Origin of the sequence: Haloterrigena salifodinae (assembly GCF_003977755.1) — an archaeon.
In the GTDB taxonomy this organism is placed as follows: domain Archaea; phylum Halobacteriota; class Halobacteria; order Halobacteriales; family Natrialbaceae; genus Haloterrigena; species Haloterrigena salifodinae.
Map to the genome: position 1 here is coordinate 744,459 of NZ_RQWN01000002.1, position 21,111 is coordinate 765,569.

Genomic DNA, 21,111 nt, shown 5'->3' on the forward strand with positions numbered 1-21,111 from the left:
ATCTTCGACGCGAGCCTATCGGAACGACGGCAGCACGTCCTCCTCGTAGAGTTCGATCGCCTTCTCCTGTTCGTCCCCGACCTGGTGGAAGTAGACGTGGTCGTAGCCGGCCTCGAGCGCCTCTTCGATGCTGTCGATGTGGGCCTGCGCGTCCGGTTCGGTCGTCGTCCCGGCCTCGGCGATGTCCTCCTTCTCGACCATCTGGGCGGCCTGCTCGAAGTGGGCCGGCGTCGGCAGTTCTTGGCCGAGTTCGCCCGGAATCGATCCGTTGGGCCACTGCTCGTAGATCGTCTCGATCGCCGCCGCCTCGCTATCGGCGTAGCAGCCGTGCAGTTGCGTGTACTTGGGGCCGTCGCCGCCGGCGTCCTCGTAGGCCTCGACGGGCGCTCCCTTCGGGCCGGAACACCAGAGGCCGTCGGCGTTGTCGGCGGTCCACTTCGCGGTCTGCGGACCGAACGCGCTGGCGATCGTCGTCGGCTGTTCGTCGGGACAGGTGTAGAGTCGAGCGTTCTCGACCGTGTAGTGTTCGCCGTGGTGGCTCGTCGTCTCGCCGGTCCAGAGCTTTCGCATGACGTCCATCGCCTCGTCCAACAGCTCGAGGCGGACGTCGTGTTCCGGCCAGCGCTCCCCGGTGACGTGCTCGTTCAGGTTCTCGCCGGTGCCGACGCCGAAGGTGAAGCGGTCGCCGAACAGTTCGTCGACGGTGGCGACGGCGTGGGCGACGTTGACCGGGTGGATCCGAATCGTCGGACAGGTGACGCCGACGCCGACCTCGATGTCGTCGGTCTCGTTGGCGATCGCGCCTAGCGTCGACCAGACGAAGGGAGACTCGCCTTGCGCCGAGACCCACGGGTGGAAGTGGTCCGAAATGGAGAGGAAATCGAACCCCGCTTCCTCGGCGCGCCGGGCGATGTCGACGAGTTCGTTCGGGCCGTGCTCCTCGCTCGAGAGGGTGTATCCGATTTGGGGCATTCCCGAGCCGGTACCACGAATCGGCGGGTAACGGTTGACCCTGCGAGGGCAAGAAGTTCCGACGACCGCCGCTCGTAGCGACGATCCGCGGTAGCGTCGTTGGAAACCTAATCTTTCATCTCGAGCAACGAGAGGACGCCGTCCCAGTCCCCTCGCTCGTACGTTCTCACCCTGTACTCGTCGATGCGCTCCGAGTGTCCCTGCCCGCCATCGGCTATAGATCGATGGAGCGGCCCTTCATTATGCGGAGGGATGGCCGACCCCGACCCCTCCCCCGTTTCGTGTACGGTACCGATATGCCGGACAACTACGTCAGATCTCGTTAGCGCGGCTCGAACCCGTCGACGCGACCGCGGTTCGCTGCGAGATACAGACGACAACAGCTTTCGAAGTGGAGCCACTGACTGGGAACGAATGGCCACCGAGACCGATGACGGCGACGACGATCGGGTCTACTACGTCATCAGCGACCTCCACATCGGCGGCGACGAACAGCTTGAGGACGTCGAGTTTCTCGACGAGTTGCGCTCCTTCCTCGAGCGGCTGGAACGGACCGACGAAAACGCGGAGCTGATCATCAACGGCGACGCGTTCGGGCTCTGGGAGTTCACGACGGTCGACGGAATCGAGAAGTTCGAGGTCTTAGAGGAGACGTATCCGACGCTGTTCGAGCAACTCCGGGCGACGGGGGAGAACATCCCAATCACGCTGTTGCCGGGGAACCACGACCACGAACTCGCGGCGTACGACGAGTACGTCGACCGGTTCGCGGAGTACAACGTCGAGCTCGTGCAGGACCAGACGATCACGAGGCCGGTCGGAGATCAGGCGATCCACTTCGAGCACGGTCACCAGCAGGACGCCAACAACCAGATCGAGGACTGGGGGAACCCCCACGCGACGCCGCTCGGCTACTACTACAACACGCTCGTCACGAGCCGGGCGGGCCAACTCTCCGACCGCGGGCGGTACAACTGGCTGAAGGACGTACAGGCGGTCACGCCGACCGAGCGGATGCCGATCTGGCTCTTCTCGAAGTACTTCTACAGGGAGATGAACCCGCTGCTACGGTACTCGCTGGTGCCGTTCCTGTTGCTCTTTAACATCAGCGCCGTCCTCGCGGTGCTGGCTGGGCTGCACCTGGCGGGGATCTGGTCGGTGCCGGTCACCCAGACGGAAGCGTTCCTCGGCCAGTTCGGCAGGGCCGGCACCGCGGCCTGGTTCCTCCTCACGCTCAACGTCGCCGTCGTCGGCGTGCTCTTGCTCGCGGGCATTCCGCTGTACTTCATCCGCCGAGACATCAGGAAGACGGTCGACCGCTTCGGCGTCTTCGAGACCGAACTCACCGTCGATCCGGTCGCGTCCTACGAGGAACGGGCTCGAACGGTCTTCGCGGACGAGCCGGAGACGACGATTTTCTGCTTCGGGCACACCCACCGCCCGATGTTGAAGGAGGTCGACGGCGGCGTGCTGGTCAACACGGGTACGTGGCTCAAGCGCCTCCACCGCCGGGACGGGATCATCGGCATCCTCCCGCCGGTGTTCTACCCGTCATACCAGCTGGCGGCGGTCCGCATCGCGCCCGAATCGGCAAGCGAGGGTCGGACCGAGACGGGGACCGAGAGCGCGTTCGCGTCCGATTCGTCGGGTGTCGCCGTCGAGTTCGAACGGTTCACGAAGCCGAGCCCCGCGACGGAGGAACTGACGCGCACCGAGCGGTTCTTCACGGTCGGTCGCGAGCCCACGCCCGACCTGCCGGATCGCCACGTCGTCGAGGATCCGGAGCCGGAGACGGTACCCGCGCCGGAAGCGACCGACTGATCGACTCGAGTCGGCCGACCGAGTCGCGAATCGAACCCCTTACCCCCGACGCGCCGAAACTCGCCCGTATGTCTGCCGTAGTCGACGCAACGGACCTCGAGAAGTCGTACGGCGAGACGACGGCGCTGTCGGGGGCGTCGCTCTCCGTCTCCGCCGGCGAGGTCTTCGCGCTGATCGGTCCGAACGGGGCCGGGAAGACGACGCTCGTGCGCGCGCTGACCGGAACGACCGAGCCCGATTCCGGCGCGGCTCGCGTGCTCGGCGAGTCGCCGGCGGCGATCGACCGGGACCGGCTCGGCGTCCTCCCGCAGGATTTCTCGCCGCCGGATCGCCTGAGCGCCCGCGAACTCCTCGACTACTACGCGGGGCTGTACGACGACCCCCGCGACCCCGACGACGTCCTCGCCGACGTCGGCCTCACGGACGCCGGCGACACCTGGTACGAAGACCTCTCGGGCGGCCAGCAGCGCCGGGTCTGCGTCGGCGCGACGCTGGTCAACGACCCCGACGTGCTCTTTCTGGACGAGCCCACGACCGGAATCGATCCCGCCGGCCGGCGCACCGTCTGGCGGCTGATCGAGGACCTCGCCGACGCGGGGACGACCGTCCTGTTGACGACCCACGACATGGCCGAGGCCGAGCGGCTGGCCGACCGCGTGGGCCTGCTCGCCGACGGCGCCGTCGTCGCCCGCGGCACCCCCGCGGAGCTCGTCGCCGAACACGGCGGCTCGAGTCGGCTCACGATCACGACGACGGCGACTCCCGAGGCCTTCGCTGACCTCGCATATCCGGTCGAACGGCCGGCTCGCGGTCGCGGTCCCCGCGGAGCCCGCGCGGACGGCGCGCTCGTCGTCCGCGACGTCGGTCCCGCCGAAATCGGGACCGTCGTCGACTACCTCGAGGACCGTGGCCTCGAGTACTCCGGGCTGACGTGGGCCGAACCCGACCTGGAGGACGTCTACCTCGCGCTGGCCGACGCGACGGAACGCGACCGGACCGGCCGGGCCGACAGGAACGGTGACGGCGAAGCGGACGCCGACGATCTCACTCGCGCGGGTGAGACGGCGTGACTCGAGTCGGTCGCGTTCGCGCGGCGACGGGCGCGGGCTGGCGGTCGTTCATTCGCCGCCGGACGGCGGTCTTCTTCACGTTCTTCTTCCCGGTGATCCTGATCGCCATCTTCGGCGCGCTCGTACAGACGGATCCGACGGGCGGGGGGCTGTTCACGGAGCCGGCGGCCTACTACGTGCCCGGCTATCTCGCCGTCGTCGTGCTCTTCACGCCGCTGTCGCGGATGGGTAGCGAGGTCGCGCGCCACCGCGAGGGCAACCGCTTCGAGAAGCTCGCGACGACGCCGCTGACCCGCGGCGAGTGGCTGCTCGCCCAGACCGCCGTCAACGCCGTGATCATCGGTCTAGCGAGCCTGCTGATCCTCGCGATGGTGGTCGTCCTGACGGGCGCCGAAATCGCGCTCTCGCCGCTGCTGGTCCCCTACATCCTCGTCGGCGTCGTCGCCTTCTGCAGCGTCGGCGCGATGCTGGGCAGCTACACCGACTCCCAGGACGGCGCCGTCGCCGCCAGCAACGCCATCGGCCTCCCGCTGCTCTTCCTCTCCGAGACGTTCGTCTCGCTCGAGCAACTTCCCGGCTGGTTCGAGCCGCTGGTGGACCTCTCGCCACTGACCTACTTCGCCCGTGGCGTCCGTGCAGCGACGTACGCCGACGCCGACGTCGCCGGGGTAGCCGGTCTCGATCCGGCGCTGTCGAACCTCGCCGTGCTGGCGGTCGTCGCCGCGGTCGCGTTCGCCTTCGGCGCGCGATCGATTCCCCGGACGGACTGAGATCGGACGGCGGACGCGGGTCGGCTCACGTCACGAGTCGGTTTCGAGACTCGCGTCCGCACCCGCGATCAGTAGCGAGCCGACTAGTCCCGCGATTCCCGCGCCGACGAACGCGGGCGTGTACGTCCCGGCGAGATCGTACGTGAGTCCGGCGAGCCACGGCGCGAGCGATCCCGACACGGCGAACGACAGCGAGACGAGTCCGAAGATCGCGTTCGGGTTCGCCGACCCGAAGAGGTCGACCGTGAGCGGCGAGAGCAGCGCGCCGTTGCCGCCGTAGGCGGCGCCGAAGACGACGGCGAAGGCGTACAGCCCGATCGCGGAGCCGGCGAGCGGGAGCCACAGCGTCGAGAGGCCCATGACGGCCGAACACGCGACGAACGTCCGGACGTGGCCCAGTCGATCGGCGAGTCCGCCGATCCCGATGCGCGTGACGGCCGTGGTCGCGCCGACGACGGCGATGGCCGTCGCGCCCGTCCCGTCGCCGAGTCCGGCGTCGCTCGCGTGGGCGACGACGTGGACGAGCACGACGTACAACGTCGCGTACACGAGCACCCAGCCCGCGAACACCAGCAGGAACGGGCGGGAGAGCGCGACTGCGGCGAGCTCGCGTCGGTACGTGTCCCAGTCGGGCGGCTCCCGATCCGGAACGCCGTCGGGAAACTCCCGCTCGGCGTCGACGGGAGCGTCGCTCGAGGACGGACCGTCGGCGAACAGCGGCACGACGCCGGCGACGGCGGCCGCGGAGACGAGGACGAGCGCGAGGATCGCGAGCCGCCACCCCAGCACGGCCACGAGCGCGCTCGCGGCGGGTGCGAGCGCGACCATTCCGATCCCGAGTCCGGCGGTCGCGATCCCGGTCGCGAGGCCGCGACGGCGGCCGAACCACCGCGGGACGGTCGCGTACGAGACGACGTAGATCGCGCCGAGGCCGACCGCGGTACAGCCGCCGTAGGCGACGAGGAGGCCGCCATAGGTGTCGGCGCGGCTCGTCCAGAGACCCCCGACCGCGAGGACGGCCGCGCCGACCGACAGCAGTCGTCGCACGCCGAACCGGTCGGCGAGCACCCCCAGGATCGCCGCCGCAAGGTAGATGACGACCGTCTGCAGGGAGAAGACGAAGGAGACGCCCGACCGGGAGAGGCCGAGGTCTCGCTGGATCGGCTCGAGAAAGACGCCGAACGCGTAAGAGAGCCCGAAGACGACGAGCGCGCCGACGAAGCCGCCGGCGACGACGCACCAGCCGCGGTAGAAGTCGAGCCCGCTCGAGTCGACGCCGCGGACGGCGTTCGATCCGCCGTCGGGGGCCGAGCCGCCGTCGGTTCGCATTTGATTCGAATCCCCATGCCGTGGCACATAATATTTATCACGGTGTCTGATGGCAGTTCGCATATGTCCGCACCGGTGGAGTCGGAGCCGCGTGGCACCGTCATCGAACGAGCGGGGGAGAGGATCGCGGACGTCGTCGAACGGTGGATGCCGAGCCCGTTCCTGTTCGCGATCATCCTGTCGTACGTCGTCTTCGTCGTCGGCATGGTCGTCGAGGGGCAGGGACCGACGGAGATGGTCGGCTTCTGGTACGACGGGTTCTGGGCGTTCCTGACATTCGCGATGCAGATGGTGCTGATCATCATGACCGGATTCGTGATCGCGTACCATCCGCGGGTCAACGACGCGCTCCAGTGGTTGGCGACGTTTCCCGATAACGGCCGGCAGGCCGTCGTCCTCGTCGGCGTCGTCTCGATGGCGCTGGCCTGGATCCACTGGGGACTGAGCCTCGTCGTCGGCGCCATCTTCGCTCGAGAGATGGGCAAGGCCGCGTATCGACGGGACATCGACGTCCACTATCCGCTGCTCTGCGTGGCCGGTTACATGGGGCTGGGGCTCACCTGGCACTGGGGTCTGTCGGGCTCGGCGCCGCTCCTGCTGGCGACGTCGGGCAACGAGTTCATCGAACTCGGCGTCGTCGACGACACCGTCGGCACGTCCGCGACCATCTTCAGCACATACGCGCTCGCGCTCACCGGCCTGTCGATCGTCTTCGCGGCGATCGTGCTCTACCTGCTGTCGCCCTCGCCAGAGCGCTCCCGGGACATCTCCGCGTACGTCTCCGAGGACGAACTGCTCGAGGCGAAGCCGGAGACGGAGCCGACGACCGACGAGTCGGACGATCTCGCGGTCGACGGCGGCTCGCCCGCGACCGACTCGACCGGGGGAACCGACGCCCGGCTGCCGGCTGAGAAAATCGATAACAGTCGACTGCTGGGCGGCGTCATCGCGCTGACCGGCGTCGCCGTGGTCGCCTGGCAATTCTATTCACAGGGGCTCGACGCGCTGGATCTGAACGTCCTGAACTTCGCGTTCCTCTTCGCCGGGCTGGCGATCTACACGCGGCCGATGGCCTACCGGGACCGGTTCGGCGAGGCGTCCGAGGCCGCCGCCGGCATCATCCTGCTGTTCCCCTTCTTCGCGGGGATTCAGGGGATGATGGCCGGCTCCGGCCTCGCGGAGACGATCGCCACCGGGCTGCTCGCCGTCTCGACGCCAGAGACGTTCCCAATCATCGCGTGGATCACCGGCGCGATCGTCAACTTCTTCGTCCCCTCCGGCGGCGGCGAGTGGATCGTCCTCGGTCCCTCGGTCCTCGAGGCGGCCCACGAACTGGGGATCGAGACCGGCCACGCAACGATGGCCTACGCCGTCGGCGACGCCCATACCAATCTGGCGAACCCGTTCTGGGCGCTGCCGCTGCTGGCGATCACGGATATCCGGGCCCGCGAGATGTTCGGCTACGCGGTCGCGATGTTGCTCGCGCTGATCCCGTTCCTGACGGTCGCGCTGTACGTCCTGCCCTACTGACCGGGCGCCGGCATCGGCGGCGATCACGACGAGTCCGTCGCCTCGACGTCCGCCATCCGTTCCGCGAAGTCCCAGCCGTACACCGTCGCCGGCTCGATCGTGATCGTCACCTCTTCGCGATCGTCGTCCAGTAACTTTCCGGCCAGTTCCGACTCCGTATCGCCGAGGTACCGCTCGAGGAGGTCCCGAAGCGTCTCCTTCTCCGGGTCGGGGTCGAGCGAAACGGCACCGCGACCCCTGACGCCCGCGTACGGCGGCTGGTTCGTCGACACCTCGAAGGCGACCCGGGGATCGGCCTCGAGAAAGGAGACGATATCGGCGGACGCCGCGGTGGCACACCGGAGCCGCCACTCGCCGTCAGTTTCGGTCTCGGTCTCGCCGTTCGCAGGCTCGTCGGCCTCCGTTCGCTCGAGGCGGTACCACAGCGAGCACATCCAGAGGTTGTCGGCGGGCGTTCGACAGGCCAGTCGGATCGGAATCGTCGCGTCCTCGAGAAGGTCGATGATCCTTGTCGGCGAGAGGGTCCCGCGTACTTGCATACCGTTCGTACGACCGCGACGACCAAAATACCGCCACCGAGTGCGGCGTCTCGACGAGCCGCTCAGAGCAGCGGGGCGAGCGCGATGGCGAACTCGTAGCCGTAGATGTGGTTGAGCATCAGGTTGGTGATGACGCCGAGCACGAGGCTCAGGATCCACGCGCCGGCGGCGATGCGGCCAATCCGCGCGTGGGCCGTCCGGCGGAGTTCCGCGGGCGTGTGCGTTAGACCGAGGATCAGCGCGAACAGCACGACCGGGACTGAGACGATCGAGAGGAGGATGTGGATGGCGAGCATGATCAGATAGACGTACTTCACCAGTTGCGGTCCGACGAAGTGCTTCGTGCCGCCGCCGCCGACTTTGAGGAGGTAAAGGACCAGGAACAGGAGGATCAGTCCGAACGCAGTGATCATCGCGAACCGGTGTTTCGCGATCTCGCCGGCCCGGATCCAGTACCAGCCCGCAGCCAGTACCACGGTCGCGATCGCGTTGTTGACCGCGATCAGGTCAGTGAGCAGGTTGACCTGCTCGAGGGAGAGATCCGGATAGATCGGGACGTCGAGGAGGAACGTTCCGAGGACGAGCGTGTAGCCGACGATCGTCAGGAGGATCGTGGCGCCGATCGGCTGCTCTCGAAGCCGTCGTCTCGCGTCGGCGGTTGCCATTATCGACCGTTGGGAGCAATCCCGTATCTGTCTTGCCATTCCGAAACGTCGCTGGCAGAGCTGGCGGCCGGAGGCGGCGCGCTAGCGGCGGTAGGGGAGACGGTTGAGCCGTTCGCGGACGAGCGGCCGCAGTTCGAAGAGGTAGCGTTCGGTGTCCGCGTCCGCCCCGTCCTCGCCGGCGTAGTGGGTGTACACGACCTGATCGACGGTCACGTCCGCGGGGAGTTCCTGCGCGATGACGACGGCGTCGAGCGCTCGGCCGGGATCGATCTCGGCGGCGGACACGCTCCACCGCTCCGGCAGCCGATCGGCATGGGGCGACACAATATTCGACCCCTGGTAGAGGAAGCCGTCGTCGCCGATGAAACCCGTGTTCGCCGCGCCGTCCCAGGAAATCGTCGTCGAGCCCGTGTTCCGGACGCGGAAGAACGCGACCGTCCGGTCGGTCGCCGCCGGGACGCCGTCCACGAGTCGCTCGAGGGACACGTGCTGGACGAGTCCCGCGAGCGTCAGGCTGAGTTGCTCGCCGTCGACGGAGAGGGCCTGGTGTCCGGGGTCGTCGACGTCGACGACAGCCGGATCGTACGTCGGATCGCTCGCCGTCGGTGTCGACCCGTCTCCGACGCGCGAGGTCGCGTCGCCGTCGACTTCTGGATCGGCCGGCGATCGTTCGCCCACGAGCGCCTCGTAGGCTTCCTTGATCTGCAGAAATCGTTCTCGAGAGCCACCCTGGTCGGGATGGTGTTCCTTTAGCAGCGTCCTGTAGGCTCGCCGCACCTCGCGTTCGTCGGCGGTCGGCGAGAGCCCGAGGACCTCGTAGTGGCTCTCCATTGATCCGTACTACCGCACTTCGTCGAAAAGAGTCTTTCCGTCCGGATAGCGTCCCCTCGTTCGGCCCGACCGTCCAGAACGTCGACGGCTACTCGGTTCGATCGTCTGTTTCCTCGAGCGTTATCGATCCGTCGGCCTCGACGGTGACGTGGTAGCCACAGTACGGGAACGAAACCTCCCCGTCAGATCGTGGCGTCCCGTTCGAGCGCGGCGCGAAGAGCGAGTCCAGCGCTTCCGGATCGACGATGTCGTGGAGCGATGCGTACGTCGGCGGCCGGAGCTCCTCGGTCGGTATACCCTCGGCCTCGGCGACGGCTTCGATAACTGTCCGGCTTGGCGATCTCCGACACGAGGTGTCGATGCTATCGCCGTCCCCCTCCGTCATATTACCATCCTACCAAATCCGATGGAATAAAACTGTCCTTCTTAATCCCGTTCTTGACAGAAATCCGCCCGTCAGCCTTCGATATCGAAGGTTTTCGGAGATGGCCGTTCGACGGGAGATTATCGATGTTCTCGAGCCCCCGTCTCAGTGACGGGTACTGCTATTCCTATTCTGATAGTTAAGACGATTCGTAACTGATGTGAATCGCCGGCTTGCCCGGCCGCGCCGCCTCGGCCAGTTCGTCGCCGTCGGTCGCCTGACGCACGGTGATGTCGGCGTCGAACTCGTCGGTGACCAGCCAGGCGCTTCGCTCGAGGATCGAGCGTTCCGACGCGGCGTCGGAGATCTCTTCGAGTTCCGTGTGATCGCCGCGAGCCAGCAGATCTGCCACGAACGGAGCGACGGCCTCGCGCTCCGCGTCGAGTCCGGCCTCGAGGACTCGGTCGACGAGCGATTCGGTGTCCGCCCCTTCGATCGACTCGTCGATATCGTCCCGGAGCAGCCGGATCGTCTCGTACTTCCAGTCCTGGGCCACGACGAGGTCGATCTGCTCGGGGTCGTCGATCGCCGCGGTGTCGACGATATCGCGAACGTCCGCGAGCGTCGTCTCGACCAGCCGGCGCTCGCGTCGGTAGTCCGCGACGTCGCTCTCAGGAGTCGGCCAGTCGGCCTCGACGACCAGTCCCTCGCCGCGGAGCTTGTTCCAGCACTCCTCGCCGAGGTGGGGCGCCATCGGCGCAATCAGCGCCGCAAGCGTCAGCAGTCCCCGGCGGTAGACTTCGCCGTGGGGACGTTCGTACTCCCGGTACCGCCGGAGCAGCCGCGCCAGTTCGCGGATCTCGGTGGCGGCCCGGTGGAAGCGGAACCGCTCGTACTCGTCGGTGACCGCGACGATCGTGCGGTCGATCTCCCGGGCGAGATAGCCGTCGTGGGGGCGGCGTTTGACGCGCATGTCGCCCTCCTCGACAAACGCCGAGGCCATCCCGTAGAGATCCTGCTGGAGTTCGTAGGCGCCGCGGACGTTGTTCGCGGTCCACTCGAAGTCCTGTTCAGGGTGGGCCGCCGAGAGGACGAACAGCCGCGTCGTCTCCGCGCCGTACTCCTGGGGCGCGACGACGTTGCCCTTCGAACTCGACATCTTCTCGCCGTCGTACAGCACCGTCCCCTGGCTCTTGAGCTCTCGAATGGGCTCGCGTTGCTCGAGCAGCCCCAGATCGGCCAGTGCCTTCGTGAAGAAGCGCGTGTAGAGCAGGTGGAGGATGGCGTGTTCCTCGCCACCGACGTAGACGTCGACCGGCAGCCAGTCGTCGGCCAGCTCGGTGTCGAAGGGCGCGTCCTCGAGGCCGGGCGAGAGAAAGCGGAGGAAGTACCACGAGGAGTCGACGAAGGTGTCCATCGTGTCCGTCTCCCGCTCGGCCAGCCCGCCGCAGTCGGGACAGGACGTCTGTTTCCACTCCTCGGCGGCGTCTAACGGGTTCCCGGTCGTCCGGACGAACTCCGGCAACTCGATCGGCAGGTCCTCGTCGGGGACCGGCACGCGCCCGCAGTCGTCGCAGTGGACGACCGGAATCGGCGTTCCCCAGTAGCGCTGCCGGGAGATCAGCCAGTCGCGCAGCCGGTAGGTGACGTCGTCCTCGATGGCCGCGACCTCCTCGAGCAGCCGCTCGCGGGCGGTCTCGCTCTCGAGCCCGCTGTACTCGCCGCTGTTCTCGAGGATTCCCTCGCCGGTGTAAGCGTTCGACCCGAGGTCGACGTCGACGCTCGCGTCCTTCGGCGCGACGACGCCCTCGATCAGTAGGTCGTGCTCGAGCGCGAACGCGTGGTCGCGCTCGTTGTGCGCGGGGACGCCCATCACGGCGCCGGTGCCGACGTCCTCTAAGACGTAGCCGGCGACGTAGACGGGGAGTTCTTCGCCCGTGAGCGGGTGTGTCGCGGTCGCGTCGGTTTCGACCCCCGAGAAGCCGACCTCCCCGGGATCTCGTTCGCGGACGTCCTCGACGTATGCCGCGACGTCGTCGTCCCCGGCGGCGAGTTCGTCGGCGAGGTCGTGGCCCGGCGAGACCGCGAGGTAGGTCGCGCCGTAGACCGTCTCCGGGCGAGTGCTGAAGACGTCGACGGAGGCGGTAGCGGCCGTGTCGGCGCCGGTCTCGGTTCCGTCAGACTCCCGCGGCTCGGTCCCCTCGCCGCGTTCGTTCGAGGCGCGTAGCGCCTCGCTCACCTCGAACCCGATCCGGGCACCCTCTTGGCGGCCGATCCAGTTGCGCTGGATCTCGCGGACGCCGTCGGGCCACTCCTCGAGGTCGTCCAGTCCGTCGTGGAGCTCCTCGGCGTAGTCGGTGATCGTGAAGAACCACTGGTCAAGTTCGCGCCGGCCGACGGGCGTCTCGCAGCGCCAGCAGACGCGCTCTGTGTCGCGGCTCGCGGCGTCGCCGCTCGCACCTTCTGAGGTCTCGCTGCGCTCGACCTCGCGTTCCTCCACCTGGGCCGCTGCGAGAACGGTCTCGCAGTCGGGACACCAGTTGACCGACGCGCCCTCGTACTCGACGAGACCCTCCTCGTAGAGGCGCTTGAAGAACCACTGGTTCCACTGGTAGTACTCCGGCTCGCAGGTCGTGACCTCCCGGGACCAGTCGTAGCCGAAGCCCATGGTCTCGAGTTCGTCGCGCATGCGACGGATACACGCCTGTGTCCAGGACTCGGGGTCGGTCTTGCGCTCGAACGCGGCGTTCTCGGCGGGCAGGCCGAAGGCGTCCCACCCCATCGGGTGGAGCACGTCGTCGCCCTGCATCCGCCGGTAGCGCGCGTAGGCGTCGGTGATCGCGTAGTTGCGCACGTGGCCCATGTGGAGCGTCCCCGACGTGTAGGGGAACATCCCGAGGACGTACGTGGGGTCGTCGGCATCCGCCGGGAGCTCGTAGACGTCGTCGCGCTCCCAGACGTACTGCCAGAACTCCTGGACCTGCGCGTGATCGTAGTGCGTCGTCATTGTGGCGAGCAGTCCTGCCGAGTACTGGGTGTGCCGGCCATATCATTGTTCGCCACTCGCCGCGAGCGTTGCCCTCGAAACGACGGTCCTCGACTCCGGTTCGCGGCCGCGAGCGACGCAGCCGCTTTTGGGGAGAGATTAACAAAGCCCCTGGAACCGAAACGGGCGAGTGACGAATGGCTCCAGACGACGATTCGACGCCGGCGACCGGAACGTTGCTCGTGACCCTCGCCGTCGTCCTGCTCACGTTCGCGGTCGGCGTCGTGGCCGTCTCCGACGTCGGCCCCGATCCGATCGGTCCGGACGACGACTCCGCGGAGCGGTCGACCGACGATCCGGACGGCGTCGACGCCGAGACGGCGCCGGACGACTCGAGCGCGGCGTCCTCGGTCGCCGACGGTGATGACGGCGACGAACCGAACGCCAGCAACGAGTCCGACGGCGAGTCGGAGTCCGGCGGCGACCCCGCGACCGATGTCGACGACTCGAGCGACGAATCGGCCGAACCCGAGACCGATCCCGCCGTCGACGACGAGCCGTCGTCCGATCCGTTCGATCGGGACTCGCCGGACGGCTCCGACGAGAGTCCGTTCGACGACGGCGGACCGGACTCCGATGACAGTCTATTCGATGACGAGGAGTTCTCGTCCGATCTGTTCGACGAGGACGACGAATCGGACGACAGCGGCCCGCCCGACGACGCCGGACCGCCGGACGATGCCGGACCGTCCGACGGCGACGGGTCGCCCGGCAACGGTCCGCCGTGATTGGCGCGGCTCTCTGTCCCGCCGTGTGATCGGGTTTTTCTTCAGTTGCTTCTCGATCGCGCGCCTGCGACCCGTCGACCGCCGGCCACTGCAGGCACCACCGGCTTTCGGCCGTTGGCAGTAGGCGCGCACATGAGCCCAGCGTTCACCGACGACGACGTCGACAAACGAGTCGAGACGGCCGACGGCGACTCGATCGGCGTCGTGACGATGACCGACGCAGACACGGCGTACGTCGACCTCGAGTCGGGGGCGATCGATTCGATCAAAGCGGCGCTCGACTGGGACGGCGACTCCGAGGAGGTTGTCCCGATCGACGCGGACGATGTCCGGGACGTCGAATCGGACGTGATCCGACTTGAACGCGACGAGACGACCGTCCACGAGGACACCGGATCCGAGCAGCGAGGCATGGGTCCCGAGACCGGCGATTCGCCAAACAAGAAGACGGCGGCCGAAGGCGAGGGTCGATCGGGGAAGGCCCTCGAGCCGGAAACGGACGAGATGACGGAGTCGGGGGCGGAGCGCCACCCCGACGACGACGGACAGCCGCCCCAGGGCGACCGGACCGTGACCAAGGAGCGCGGCGAGAAGGAAGACCGGTAGCGTCGGTTCCCGCGTCTCCGTCCTCCGCGCGGGCGACAGGCGTGCGTGAGCAATTATCACGACATGCGTGAACCACCATCAGCGTTTTCACCGCGCTCGCCGTTCGATACCGTATGAGCCAGCAAGCAACCGAGCAGGTGTACGGCCACTACATTGGCGGCGAGTGGACCGACGGCGCGGACGAGACCTTCGAGAGCCGAAACCCGGCGACCGGCGAGACGCTGGCGACGTTCCAGCGCGGGACCGAAGACGACGTCGACGCCGCCCTCGAGGCCGCGGAAGACGCCTTCGAGGAGTGGCGCGAACTGTCGTATATCGACCGCGCGGAGTACCTCTGGGACATCTACCACGAACTCCGAGATCGACACGAAGAGTTGGGTGAGATCGTAACCAAGGAGTGCGGGAAGGAGATCTCCGAGGGGAAGGCGGACGTGACCGAGGCCTGGCACATGGTCGAGTGGGCCGCAGGCAACGCCCGTCACCCCCACGGCGACGTCGTCCCGAGCGAGATCGGGAGCAAGGACGCCTACATGCGCCGGAAACCGCGGGGCGTCGTCGGCTGCATCACGCCGTGGAACTTCCCGGTCGCGATCCCCTTCTGGCACATGGCCATCGCCCTCGTGGAGGGCAACACCGTCGTCTGGAAGCCCGCCGAGCAGACGCCGTGGTGCGGCCAGATCATCGCCGAGATGATGGACGATTCCGGGATTCCCGACGGCGTCTTCAACATGGTACAGGGCTACGGCGACGCCGGCGCGGCGATCACCGACGACGGCCGCGTCGACACGGTCCTCTTTACCGGCTCGGCAGAGGTCGGTCACGAGATCGCCGGCAAGGTCGGCAACGAGCCCGGCAAGCTCGCGGCCTGCGAGATGGGCGGCAAGAACGGGATCGTCATCACCGACGAAGCGGACCTGGACATCGCCGTCCACTCGGCGGTGATGAGCTCGTTCAAGACCACCGGGCAGCGCTGCGTCTCGAGCGAGCGCCTGATCGTTCACTCGGACATCTACGACGAGTTCAAGGCGCAGTTCGTCGACGTCGCGGAGAAGATCGCGGTCGGCGACCCCCTCGAGGAGGACACGTTCATGGGGCCGGCGATCGAGCCGGACCACGTCGAGAAGATCCGCCAGCACAACGACCTGGCCCGCGAGGAGGGCGCCGATGTGCTCGTCGACCGCTTCGAACTCGACGATGACGAGATCCCCGATGGCCACGAAGACGGCAACTGGGTCGGGCCGTTCGTCTACGAAGTCGACTACGATTCCGACGACGAACTGCGCTGTCTGCAAGAGGAGTGTTTCGGCCCTCACGTCGCGCTCATCGAGTACGACGGCGCCATCGATCGGGGCCTCGAGATTCACAACGACACGCCCTACGGGCTGGCAGGGGCGGTCATCTCCGAGGACTACCGCCAACTCAACGCCTTCCGTGACCGGGCGGACCTCGGCCTCGCCTACGCGAACCTCCCGTGTATCGGCGCGGAGGTGCAGTTGCCCTTCGGCGGCGTCAAGAAGTCCGGTAACGGCTACCCGAGCGCGCGCGAGGCCATCGAGGCCGTCACCGAGCGCACCGCTTGGACGATGAACAACTCGAAAGATATCGAGATGGCTCAGGGGCTGTCCGCCGACATCACGACCTCCGAGGACTGAGCACGCGACGAGCGCACCGATTCCGACTCGTTTTATTACTTAGAGCGCGGGGCGGTATTATGGGACCGATGCTCGAGCGTCTGCCCTTCGGGCGCGATATCATCAGCGGCGTTCTCGTCGCCATGACGCTCGAAACCGTCCTGATATCCCGGACCGGATTTCCGGATCCGAGTCGGTTGGGTTCGAGGCTGGCCTCGATGGTTCTTACCGCGATCGCGTTCATGACCGTCCTGGTGCTGTCGAAGCGATTTACCGGCGAGGATCGCGCTAGGGTTCGGTCCGTGTAGGGATCGACGACGCCCTGCTGTCAGCGGAGGAACTGGATCTCCCTGCGAGGTAGCGAATCGCTTATCCGAGAGGTCATGGAATCGTCCGCACGTATGAAAGCAGTCGTTCTCGCGGCGGGACAGGGCACGCGCATTCGACCGCTCTCGGATTCGATCCCGAAACCGATGCTGCCGGTGGCCGACCGGCCGCTTGTGGCCCACACGACCGACGCGGCGATCGACGCCGGCGCCGACGAGATCATCCTCGTGATCGGCTACGAGGGCGAGACCGTCCGCGACTACTTCGGCGATGAGTACCGCGGCGTGCCGATCTCCTACGCCGTCCAGACCGAACAAGCCGGGACGGCCCACGCCGTCAACACCGCTCGAGAACACATCGACGGTCCCTTCGCCGTCCTGAACGGCGACAACCTCTACGATCCGGCCGCGGTCGATCGCCTCTTCGAGCACTGTCCGGCCGTCTGCGCGATCGCCGTCGACGAGCCCCGCAATTACGGGGTGCTCAGCACCGACGGCGACTCGGTCACCGGCATCGTCGAGAAGCCCTCGGAGCCGCCGACGAACCTCGCCAACGCCGGCGCCTACGCCTTCCCCGAACGCGCCCGCGAGTGGCTCGAGGTCCCCGAAAGCGAGCGCGGCGAACACGAGATCACCGACGTGCTCGCGAGCGTGATCGAGGAGTTCGACGTAACGCCGGTCACGCTCGATCAGTGGCTCGACGTCGGTCGACCCTGGGAACTCCTCGAGGCCAACGAGTGGAAGCTCGCCGACCTCGACCGGCGGATCGACGGCCGGGTCAGCGACGACGCCCACCTCGAGGGCGACGTGGTCGTCGAGGAGGGGGCGACGGTGAAACCGGGCGTCGTCGTCGAAGGGCCGGCGCTGATCCGCTCGGGCGCGACCGTCGGACCGAACGCCTACGTCCGCGGCGCGACGCTGATCGGCGAGGACGTGTCGGTCGGCCACTCCGTCGAGATCAAGAACAGCGTCATCTCCCGCGGGACGTCGGTCAGTCACCTCTCGTACGTCGGCGACAGCGTCCTCGGGCGCAACGTCAACTTCGGCGCCGGGACGAACGTCGCGAACCTCCGCCACGACGACGCGGATATTAAATTTACTGTGAAAGGCGAGCGCGTCTCGACGGGCCGGCGCAAGTTCGGCGTCGTCGCCGGCGACGACGTGAAGACGGGGATCAACTCGAGTCTCTCGCCCGGACTGAAACTCACGACCGGCGCGACGACGCAGCCCGGCGAGAGCGTCGAGCGAGACCGGTAGGGCCTCGAGTTCGCCGCAAAAGGGGTCGCGGCTCGCGTGCCGTAGGACTCGGTCGCCGTCGGCGGAACCGCCCCCCTCCACCCGCCGGCGAAACCCCGAGGGTTTACGGTGGCCGGCGTCGCCTCCGGTACTAGATGCCGACACATCGACGCATGCGATTCATCCGGGGACAGCTCGCCTGGATGCTCGCGGCCGTGCTCGTGCTTTCGCTGCTCGGATCGTTCTCCTACGAGCTGTTTTTCGTGCTCTCGCTGATCGGCCTGCTGATCGTCACCGAACTGACGGCGCCGTTCGCGGTCACGCCTGACTGGCGCCGTCGCCTCCGGTGGCTCATCGCGCTCGGCCTCGTCGGCTTCGCGGTCGTCGTCGTCCGTCGTATCCTCGAGATCCTGCCGCCGGAGGTGTTGCCGTGGTAGCGATCGTCGACGACGGCTCGCGGGTCGACTGCGAGCTGACCTCTCAGGTCCCAGCGGAGGTGAGCCGATGACCGTCCGCGAGTGGCTCCGCGACGGCGGGGGTCTCGATTGGCCCCGTGTGCTCCTCGCCGCGCTGTCGACCACCGTGGTCGTCGCGTTGCTCGTCGCCGCCGCGACCTCGTCGGCCGCGTTCGGCCCCTACAACCCCTCGTGGGACGGCACGTCGGAACTCCGACAGCAGACCGCGTCGGAATCGGGCGCCGAGAGCGAACTGATCCGCGACACGGCCCGATACGACGACTACGAGTCCAACGAGACGGTCGCCTTCGTCGTCGCCCCCGACGAGACGTACGCGGACGAGGACGTGGATCGAATCCGACGGTTCATCGATAACGGCGGGACCCTCGTCGTCCTCGAGAACTTCGGGACAAACGGGAACCAACTGCTGGCCGACGTCGGCGCCGAGACGCGGACCGACGGCGCCGTGCTCCGGGACGAACAGGAGTACTACCGCGGGCCGACGATGCCGGTCGCGACCGGCGTCGAGAACCACACCTACACCGAGGGCGTCGACCAGTTGACGCTCAACTACGCCTCCGCGCTCGAGACGGACGAAGAGGAGGCGACCGTGCTCGTCCGGACCAGCGAGTACGCCTACCGCGATGTCAATCGCAACGATGAACTCGACGACAACGAGACGCTCGACAGCTATCCCGTCGCGGCGGTCGAGAACGTCTCGGAGGGACAGGTCGTCGTCGTCGGGGACCCGAGTATCGCCATCAACGCGATGATCGACGAACCCGATAACACGGCGTTCCTACAGCGACTGTCCGCCGACGCCGACCACGTGCTCATCGATCTCTCCCACTCCGAGGATCTACCGCCGTTGACCGCCGCCGTCCTGACGATCCGGGAACTGCCGCTGTTGCAGGTCCTCCTCGGCGCCGTGGGGATCGCTGGTATCGCGACCCTCTCGCGTCGTCGCCTCCGGCCGTCGCTCGAGCGCGTTCGGACGCGACTCTCCCGCCGGAACGACCCGACCGACGCGCCGATCGCCGTGCCGTCAGGGGACGACGTCGATGAGCGTCGGGCGACCGCGATCCGGGACCGCCACCCCGACTGGGACGAGGATCGTGTCCGCCGCGTGATAGCAGCGCTTAACCGTGACGATATGGAACCGGACGATCAATGAACGGCGACGACCCCGTCGACGGCAGTTCCATTGGTACCCTCGATGCCGAGCGTATCTACGAGGCCGTCCGCGAGGAGATGAGCCGAGTGTTGATCGGCAACGAATCAGCGGTCGAACACCTCACGATCGCACTATTCACGCGGGGCCACGTCCTCCTCGAGGGCGTTCCGGGTGTCGCGAAGACGACGCTCGCGAACCTGTTCGCCCGCGTGACCGGCCTCGACTACACCCGCATCCAGATGACGCCGGACATCCTGCCGGCGGACATCACGGGGACTCACGTCTACCGGGAATCCCGCGGCACGTTCGAACTCCAGCGCGGGCCGATCTTCGCCAACATGGTGGTCGCCGACGAGATCAACCGCGCGACGCCGAAGACCCAGTCGGCGCTGCTCGAGGCGATGCAGGAACGGCGCGTGACCATCGAGGGCGAGACGCTGAGTCTACCGACGCCCTTCATGGTTATCGCGACGCAGAACCCGATCGAGATGGAGGGGGTCTTCGAGCTGCCGGAGGCCCAGCGCGACCGCTTCCAGTTCAAACTCACTGTCGATATCCCCGGTCGAGGGGACGAACGCGAGTTGCTCGAGCGGTTCGACGCCGACCCCGACCTCGGCCCCGAAACCGTCGACCAGGTCGTCGCGGTGTCGGACCTCCTCGCGGCGCGGGAGTCCATCTCGGAAATTCACGTCGCCGAGCCGATCAAGGAGTACGTCCTCGACCTCGTCGCGGCGACCCGGGACCACCCCGACGTCACCCACGGCGCCTCGCCTCGAGCGTCGCTGGCGTTTCTCGACGGCGCGAAGGCGCGAGCCGCGATCCACGGACGCGAGTACGTCATCCCCGACGACGTGAAGGTCCTGACCGAGTCGATCCTTGCCCACCGACTCGTGTTGAGCACCGACGCCGACCTGAGCGACGTGGCGCCCACCGACGTCGTCGCGGACATCGTCGACTCGGTCACGCCGCCGGGCGCCGAAGCCGTCGAACTCCAGCCGGTAAGCGACGGCGGCACGAAGCGAGAGTAGTCGATCAGGGGCGGTCCCCGTCGATAGGGAACTCGTTTCTCGGCGTTCGATTTTCGTTGATGGAAACGTTCATGCTCGAGAACCGTGTCGACCCGCTGCTCGCCGATGTCGGCCACGTCGTCGATCGGTCTTGCTGTTGTGAACAATACCAATTGGACTGGAGAGCGGCTCATTTACCGCCGTGCGGGACCCACCACAGTTCTTAATATGACAGAACAGTATTAATTATCATGAGGCGACGTGATTTCTTCGCTACCGGAAGCATATTCGTTGCTAGTGCAGCTGCAGGATGTGTCGGCGATTCCTTCTCGCCCAACGCTCGGAGTGAGGCAAACCGCACACACTTTGAGAAAGTAGAGGGAGAGTACGTCGCTTCGATCCGGAATGGACTGGCTAAATCAGTAACTGCGGAGATATCGGTAACCGATGCTACCGAGACGACGAAAGAAGAGACCGTCTCGCTCCCACCGAGAGACACGACGCAGATTGAACAGTTATTCGAGACGGATTCAGAACCGTATACTGTGTCGATATCGGCTGCTGGTGCAGTGAAAGAAGGAACACTGCAACCGAGCAAGTCACCGGATAACAATTTTGTATACACAATTACTTCGGCTGGAATCGAATTCACGCAAGAACGGAGACCGGCAGCCGATATCGCACTCTCGAATAATCTTGATAAACGCGTCGACGTTCGAGTGACGACCAGTGGTCCCGACGGTTCCGTTTATGATGTTCTCACCGTTTCTTCAGGAAGTTTTGTAAGTTTCAGGGATGTGTTCTCGGAGGAAGCCAAGTACGACGTCCATATCCGGGCCAACGGAATGTCTGAATCGGTTACCTTCCAAAATTCAGCTACAAGCGGACTTTCGATCGGTGTTACGAGTAATGAACTCCGCGTCAAATCATACGATCTATGATCTGGCGTAGCTTCTCCCTTGAAATCGAGAGGAGGGATCGTTGACCGTCTCCACTGGCGGATTTCGAGCC

At 66.6% G+C, this 21,111-nt stretch carries 19 protein-coding genes; 12 read left to right on the plus strand and 7 right to left on the minus strand.

Features of this window, described 5'->3' with window-relative positions; translation table 11 throughout:
- Positions 1–15: 15 nt before the first annotated feature.
- Positions 16–972 (minus strand): TIGR03557 family F420-dependent LLM class oxidoreductase, encoded by a 957-nt coding sequence (locus EH209_RS12305; protein WP_126663172.1) that lies wholly within the window; start codon positions 970–972, stop codon positions 16–18.
- Positions 973–1,386: 414 nt separating this feature from the next.
- On the opposite strand from EH209_RS12305, the gene EH209_RS12315 reads away from it, so the two are divergent.
- The 3 genes from EH209_RS12315 (at position 1,387) to EH209_RS12325 (ending at position 4,633) form a co-directional block, all read left to right on the plus strand.
- Positions 1,387–2,793: a metallophosphoesterase gene (locus EH209_RS12315; protein ID WP_126663174.1), complete on the plus strand. Its 1,407-nt coding sequence runs from the start codon at positions 1,387–1,389 to the stop codon at positions 2,791–2,793.
- A 68-nt stretch (positions 2,794–2,861) separates the two neighbouring features.
- On the plus strand, positions 2,862–3,863 hold the full coding sequence (locus EH209_RS12320) for an ABC transporter ATP-binding protein (RefSeq protein WP_126663175.1): 1,002 nt from the start codon (positions 2,862–2,864) through the stop codon (positions 3,861–3,863).
- Positions 3,860–4,633: an ABC transporter permease gene (locus EH209_RS12325; RefSeq protein WP_126663176.1), complete on the plus strand. Its 774-nt coding sequence runs from the start codon at positions 3,860–3,862 to the stop codon at positions 4,631–4,633. The genes EH209_RS12320 and EH209_RS12325 overlap by 4 nt, the downstream gene beginning before the upstream one ends.
- A gap of 30 nt (positions 4,634–4,663) precedes the next feature.
- Here the strand turns inward: EH209_RS12325 and EH209_RS12330 are convergent, their stop codons facing one another.
- Positions 4,664–5,962, minus strand: a complete 1,299-nt coding sequence (locus EH209_RS12330; RefSeq protein WP_126663177.1) for an MFS transporter — start codon at positions 5,960–5,962, stop codon at positions 4,664–4,666.
- A 63-nt stretch (positions 5,963–6,025) separates the two neighbouring features.
- On the opposite strand from EH209_RS12330, the gene EH209_RS12335 reads away from it, so the two are divergent.
- Positions 6,026–7,492: a short-chain fatty acid transporter gene (locus tag EH209_RS12335; protein WP_126663178.1), complete on the plus strand. Its 1,467-nt coding sequence runs from the start codon at positions 6,026–6,028 to the stop codon at positions 7,490–7,492.
- Between the two features lie 23 nt (positions 7,493–7,515).
- On the opposite strand, the gene EH209_RS12340 is transcribed toward EH209_RS12335, so the two are convergent.
- From EH209_RS12340 to leuS, 5 genes are all read right to left on the minus strand, one after another.
- The gene (locus EH209_RS12340) at positions 7,516–8,031 is read right to left on the minus strand and encodes a pyridoxamine 5'-phosphate oxidase family protein (protein ID WP_126663179.1); all 516 of its coding nucleotides are present in this window, start codon (positions 8,029–8,031) and stop codon (positions 7,516–7,518) included.
- Positions 8,032–8,093: 62 nt separating this feature from the next.
- Positions 8,094–8,696, minus strand: a complete 603-nt coding sequence (locus EH209_RS12345; protein ID WP_126663180.1) for a DUF420 domain-containing protein — start codon at positions 8,694–8,696, stop codon at positions 8,094–8,096.
- Between the two features lie 81 nt (positions 8,697–8,777).
- A complete protein-coding gene (locus EH209_RS12350; protein WP_126663181.1) occupies positions 8,778–9,527 on the minus strand; it encodes a J domain-containing protein in 750 nt (249 codons plus the stop codon).
- Between the two features lie 88 nt (positions 9,528–9,615).
- Entirely contained in the window at positions 9,616–9,912 is a 297-nt protein-coding gene (locus tag EH209_RS12355; RefSeq protein WP_126663182.1) for a HalOD1 output domain-containing protein, read from the minus strand.
- Positions 9,913–10,090: 178 nt separating this feature from the next.
- The gene (gene leuS / locus EH209_RS12360; RefSeq protein ID WP_126663183.1) at positions 10,091–12,898 is read right to left on the minus strand and encodes a leucine--tRNA ligase; all 2,808 of its coding nucleotides are present in this window, start codon (positions 12,896–12,898) and stop codon (positions 10,091–10,093) included.
- Between the two features lie 176 nt (positions 12,899–13,074).
- Here leuS and EH209_RS12365 point away from each other — a divergent pair, with 176 nt between their 5' ends.
- The 8 genes from EH209_RS12365 (at position 13,075) to EH209_RS12400 (ending at position 21,041) form a co-directional block, all read left to right on the plus strand.
- Positions 13,075–13,665 carry a hypothetical protein gene (locus tag EH209_RS12365; RefSeq protein ID WP_126663184.1) on the plus strand — a complete coding sequence of 197 codons (591 nt, stop codon included), beginning with the start codon at positions 13,075–13,077 and terminating at the stop codon, positions 13,663–13,665.
- Between the two features lie 132 nt (positions 13,666–13,797).
- Positions 13,798–14,271: a hypothetical protein gene (locus EH209_RS12370; RefSeq protein ID WP_126663185.1), complete on the plus strand. Its 474-nt coding sequence runs from the start codon at positions 13,798–13,800 to the stop codon at positions 14,269–14,271.
- Between the two features lie 113 nt (positions 14,272–14,384).
- Entirely contained in the window at positions 14,385–15,923 is a 1,539-nt protein-coding gene (locus EH209_RS12375) for an aldehyde dehydrogenase family protein (RefSeq protein WP_126663186.1), read from the plus strand.
- Between the two features lie 380 nt (positions 15,924–16,303).
- On the plus strand, positions 16,304–17,485 hold the full coding sequence (gene glmU, locus EH209_RS12380) for a bifunctional sugar-1-phosphate nucleotidylyltransferase/acetyltransferase (protein WP_126663187.1): 1,182 nt from the start codon (positions 16,304–16,306) through the stop codon (positions 17,483–17,485).
- A 152-nt stretch (positions 17,486–17,637) separates the two neighbouring features.
- Complete coding sequence (locus EH209_RS12385) at positions 17,638–17,901, plus strand: hypothetical protein (RefSeq protein WP_126663596.1); 264 nt, start codon at positions 17,638–17,640, stop codon at positions 17,899–17,901.
- 67 nt (positions 17,902–17,968) lie between these two features.
- Positions 17,969–19,093: a DUF4350 domain-containing protein gene (locus EH209_RS12390; protein WP_126663188.1), complete on the plus strand. Its 1,125-nt coding sequence runs from the start codon at positions 17,969–17,971 to the stop codon at positions 19,091–19,093.
- Positions 19,090–20,121, plus strand: coding sequence for an AAA family ATPase (locus EH209_RS12395; protein ID WP_126663189.1), 1,032 nt, complete (start codon positions 19,090–19,092; stop codon positions 20,119–20,121). Before EH209_RS12390 ends, EH209_RS12395 begins: the two co-directional genes overlap by 4 nt.
- 230 nt (positions 20,122–20,351) lie before the next feature.
- Positions 20,352–21,041 (plus strand): hypothetical protein, encoded by a 690-nt coding sequence (locus EH209_RS12400; RefSeq protein ID WP_126663190.1) that lies wholly within the window; start codon positions 20,352–20,354, stop codon positions 21,039–21,041.
- The last annotated feature ends 70 nt before the right edge of the window (positions 21,042–21,111 follow it).

Coding starts and splice junctions, on each gene's coding strand:
- EH209_RS12305 (WP_126663172.1), bottom strand. CDS start 972: ATGCCCCAAATCGGATACACCCTCTCGAGCGAGGAGCACGGCCCGAAC.
- EH209_RS12315 (WP_126663174.1), top strand. CDS start 1,387: ATGGCCACCGAGACCGATGACGGCGACGACGATCGGGTCTACTACGTC.
- EH209_RS12320 (WP_126663175.1), top strand. CDS start 2,862: ATGTCTGCCGTAGTCGACGCAACGGACCTCGAGAAGTCGTACGGCGAG.
- EH209_RS12330 (WP_126663177.1), bottom strand. CDS start 5,962: ATGCGAACCGACGGCGGCTCGGCCCCCGACGGCGGATCGAACGCCGTC.
- EH209_RS12335 (WP_126663178.1), top strand. CDS start 6,026: ATGTCCGCACCGGTGGAGTCGGAGCCGCGTGGCACCGTCATCGAACGA.
- EH209_RS12340 (WP_126663179.1), bottom strand. CDS start 8,031: ATGCAAGTACGCGGGACCCTCTCGCCGACAAGGATCATCGACCTTCTC.
- EH209_RS12345 (WP_126663180.1), bottom strand. CDS start 8,696: ATGGCAACCGCCGACGCGAGACGACGGCTTCGAGAGCAGCCGATCGGC.
- EH209_RS12350 (WP_126663181.1), bottom strand. CDS start 9,527: ATGGAGAGCCACTACGAGGTCCTCGGGCTCTCGCCGACCGCCGACGAA.
- EH209_RS12355 (WP_126663182.1), bottom strand. CDS start 9,912: ATGACGGAGGGGGACGGCGATAGCATCGACACCTCGTGTCGGAGATCG.
- leuS (WP_126663183.1), bottom strand. CDS start 12,898: ATGACGACGCACTACGATCACGCGCAGGTCCAGGAGTTCTGGCAGTAC.
- EH209_RS12365 (WP_126663184.1), top strand. CDS start 13,075: ATGGCTCCAGACGACGATTCGACGCCGGCGACCGGAACGTTGCTCGTG.
- EH209_RS12370 (WP_126663185.1), top strand. CDS start 13,798: ATGAGCCCAGCGTTCACCGACGACGACGTCGACAAACGAGTCGAGACG.
- EH209_RS12375 (WP_126663186.1), top strand. CDS start 14,385: ATGAGCCAGCAAGCAACCGAGCAGGTGTACGGCCACTACATTGGCGGC.
- glmU (WP_126663187.1), top strand. CDS start 16,304: ATGAAAGCAGTCGTTCTCGCGGCGGGACAGGGCACGCGCATTCGACCG.
- EH209_RS12385 (WP_126663596.1), top strand. CDS start 17,638: ATGCGATTCATCCGGGGACAGCTCGCCTGGATGCTCGCGGCCGTGCTC.
- EH209_RS12390 (WP_126663188.1), top strand. CDS start 17,969: ATGACCGTCCGCGAGTGGCTCCGCGACGGCGGGGGTCTCGATTGGCCC.
- EH209_RS12395 (WP_126663189.1), top strand. CDS start 19,090: ATGAACGGCGACGACCCCGTCGACGGCAGTTCCATTGGTACCCTCGAT.
- EH209_RS12400 (WP_126663190.1), top strand. CDS start 20,352: ATGAGGCGACGTGATTTCTTCGCTACCGGAAGCATATTCGTTGCTAGT.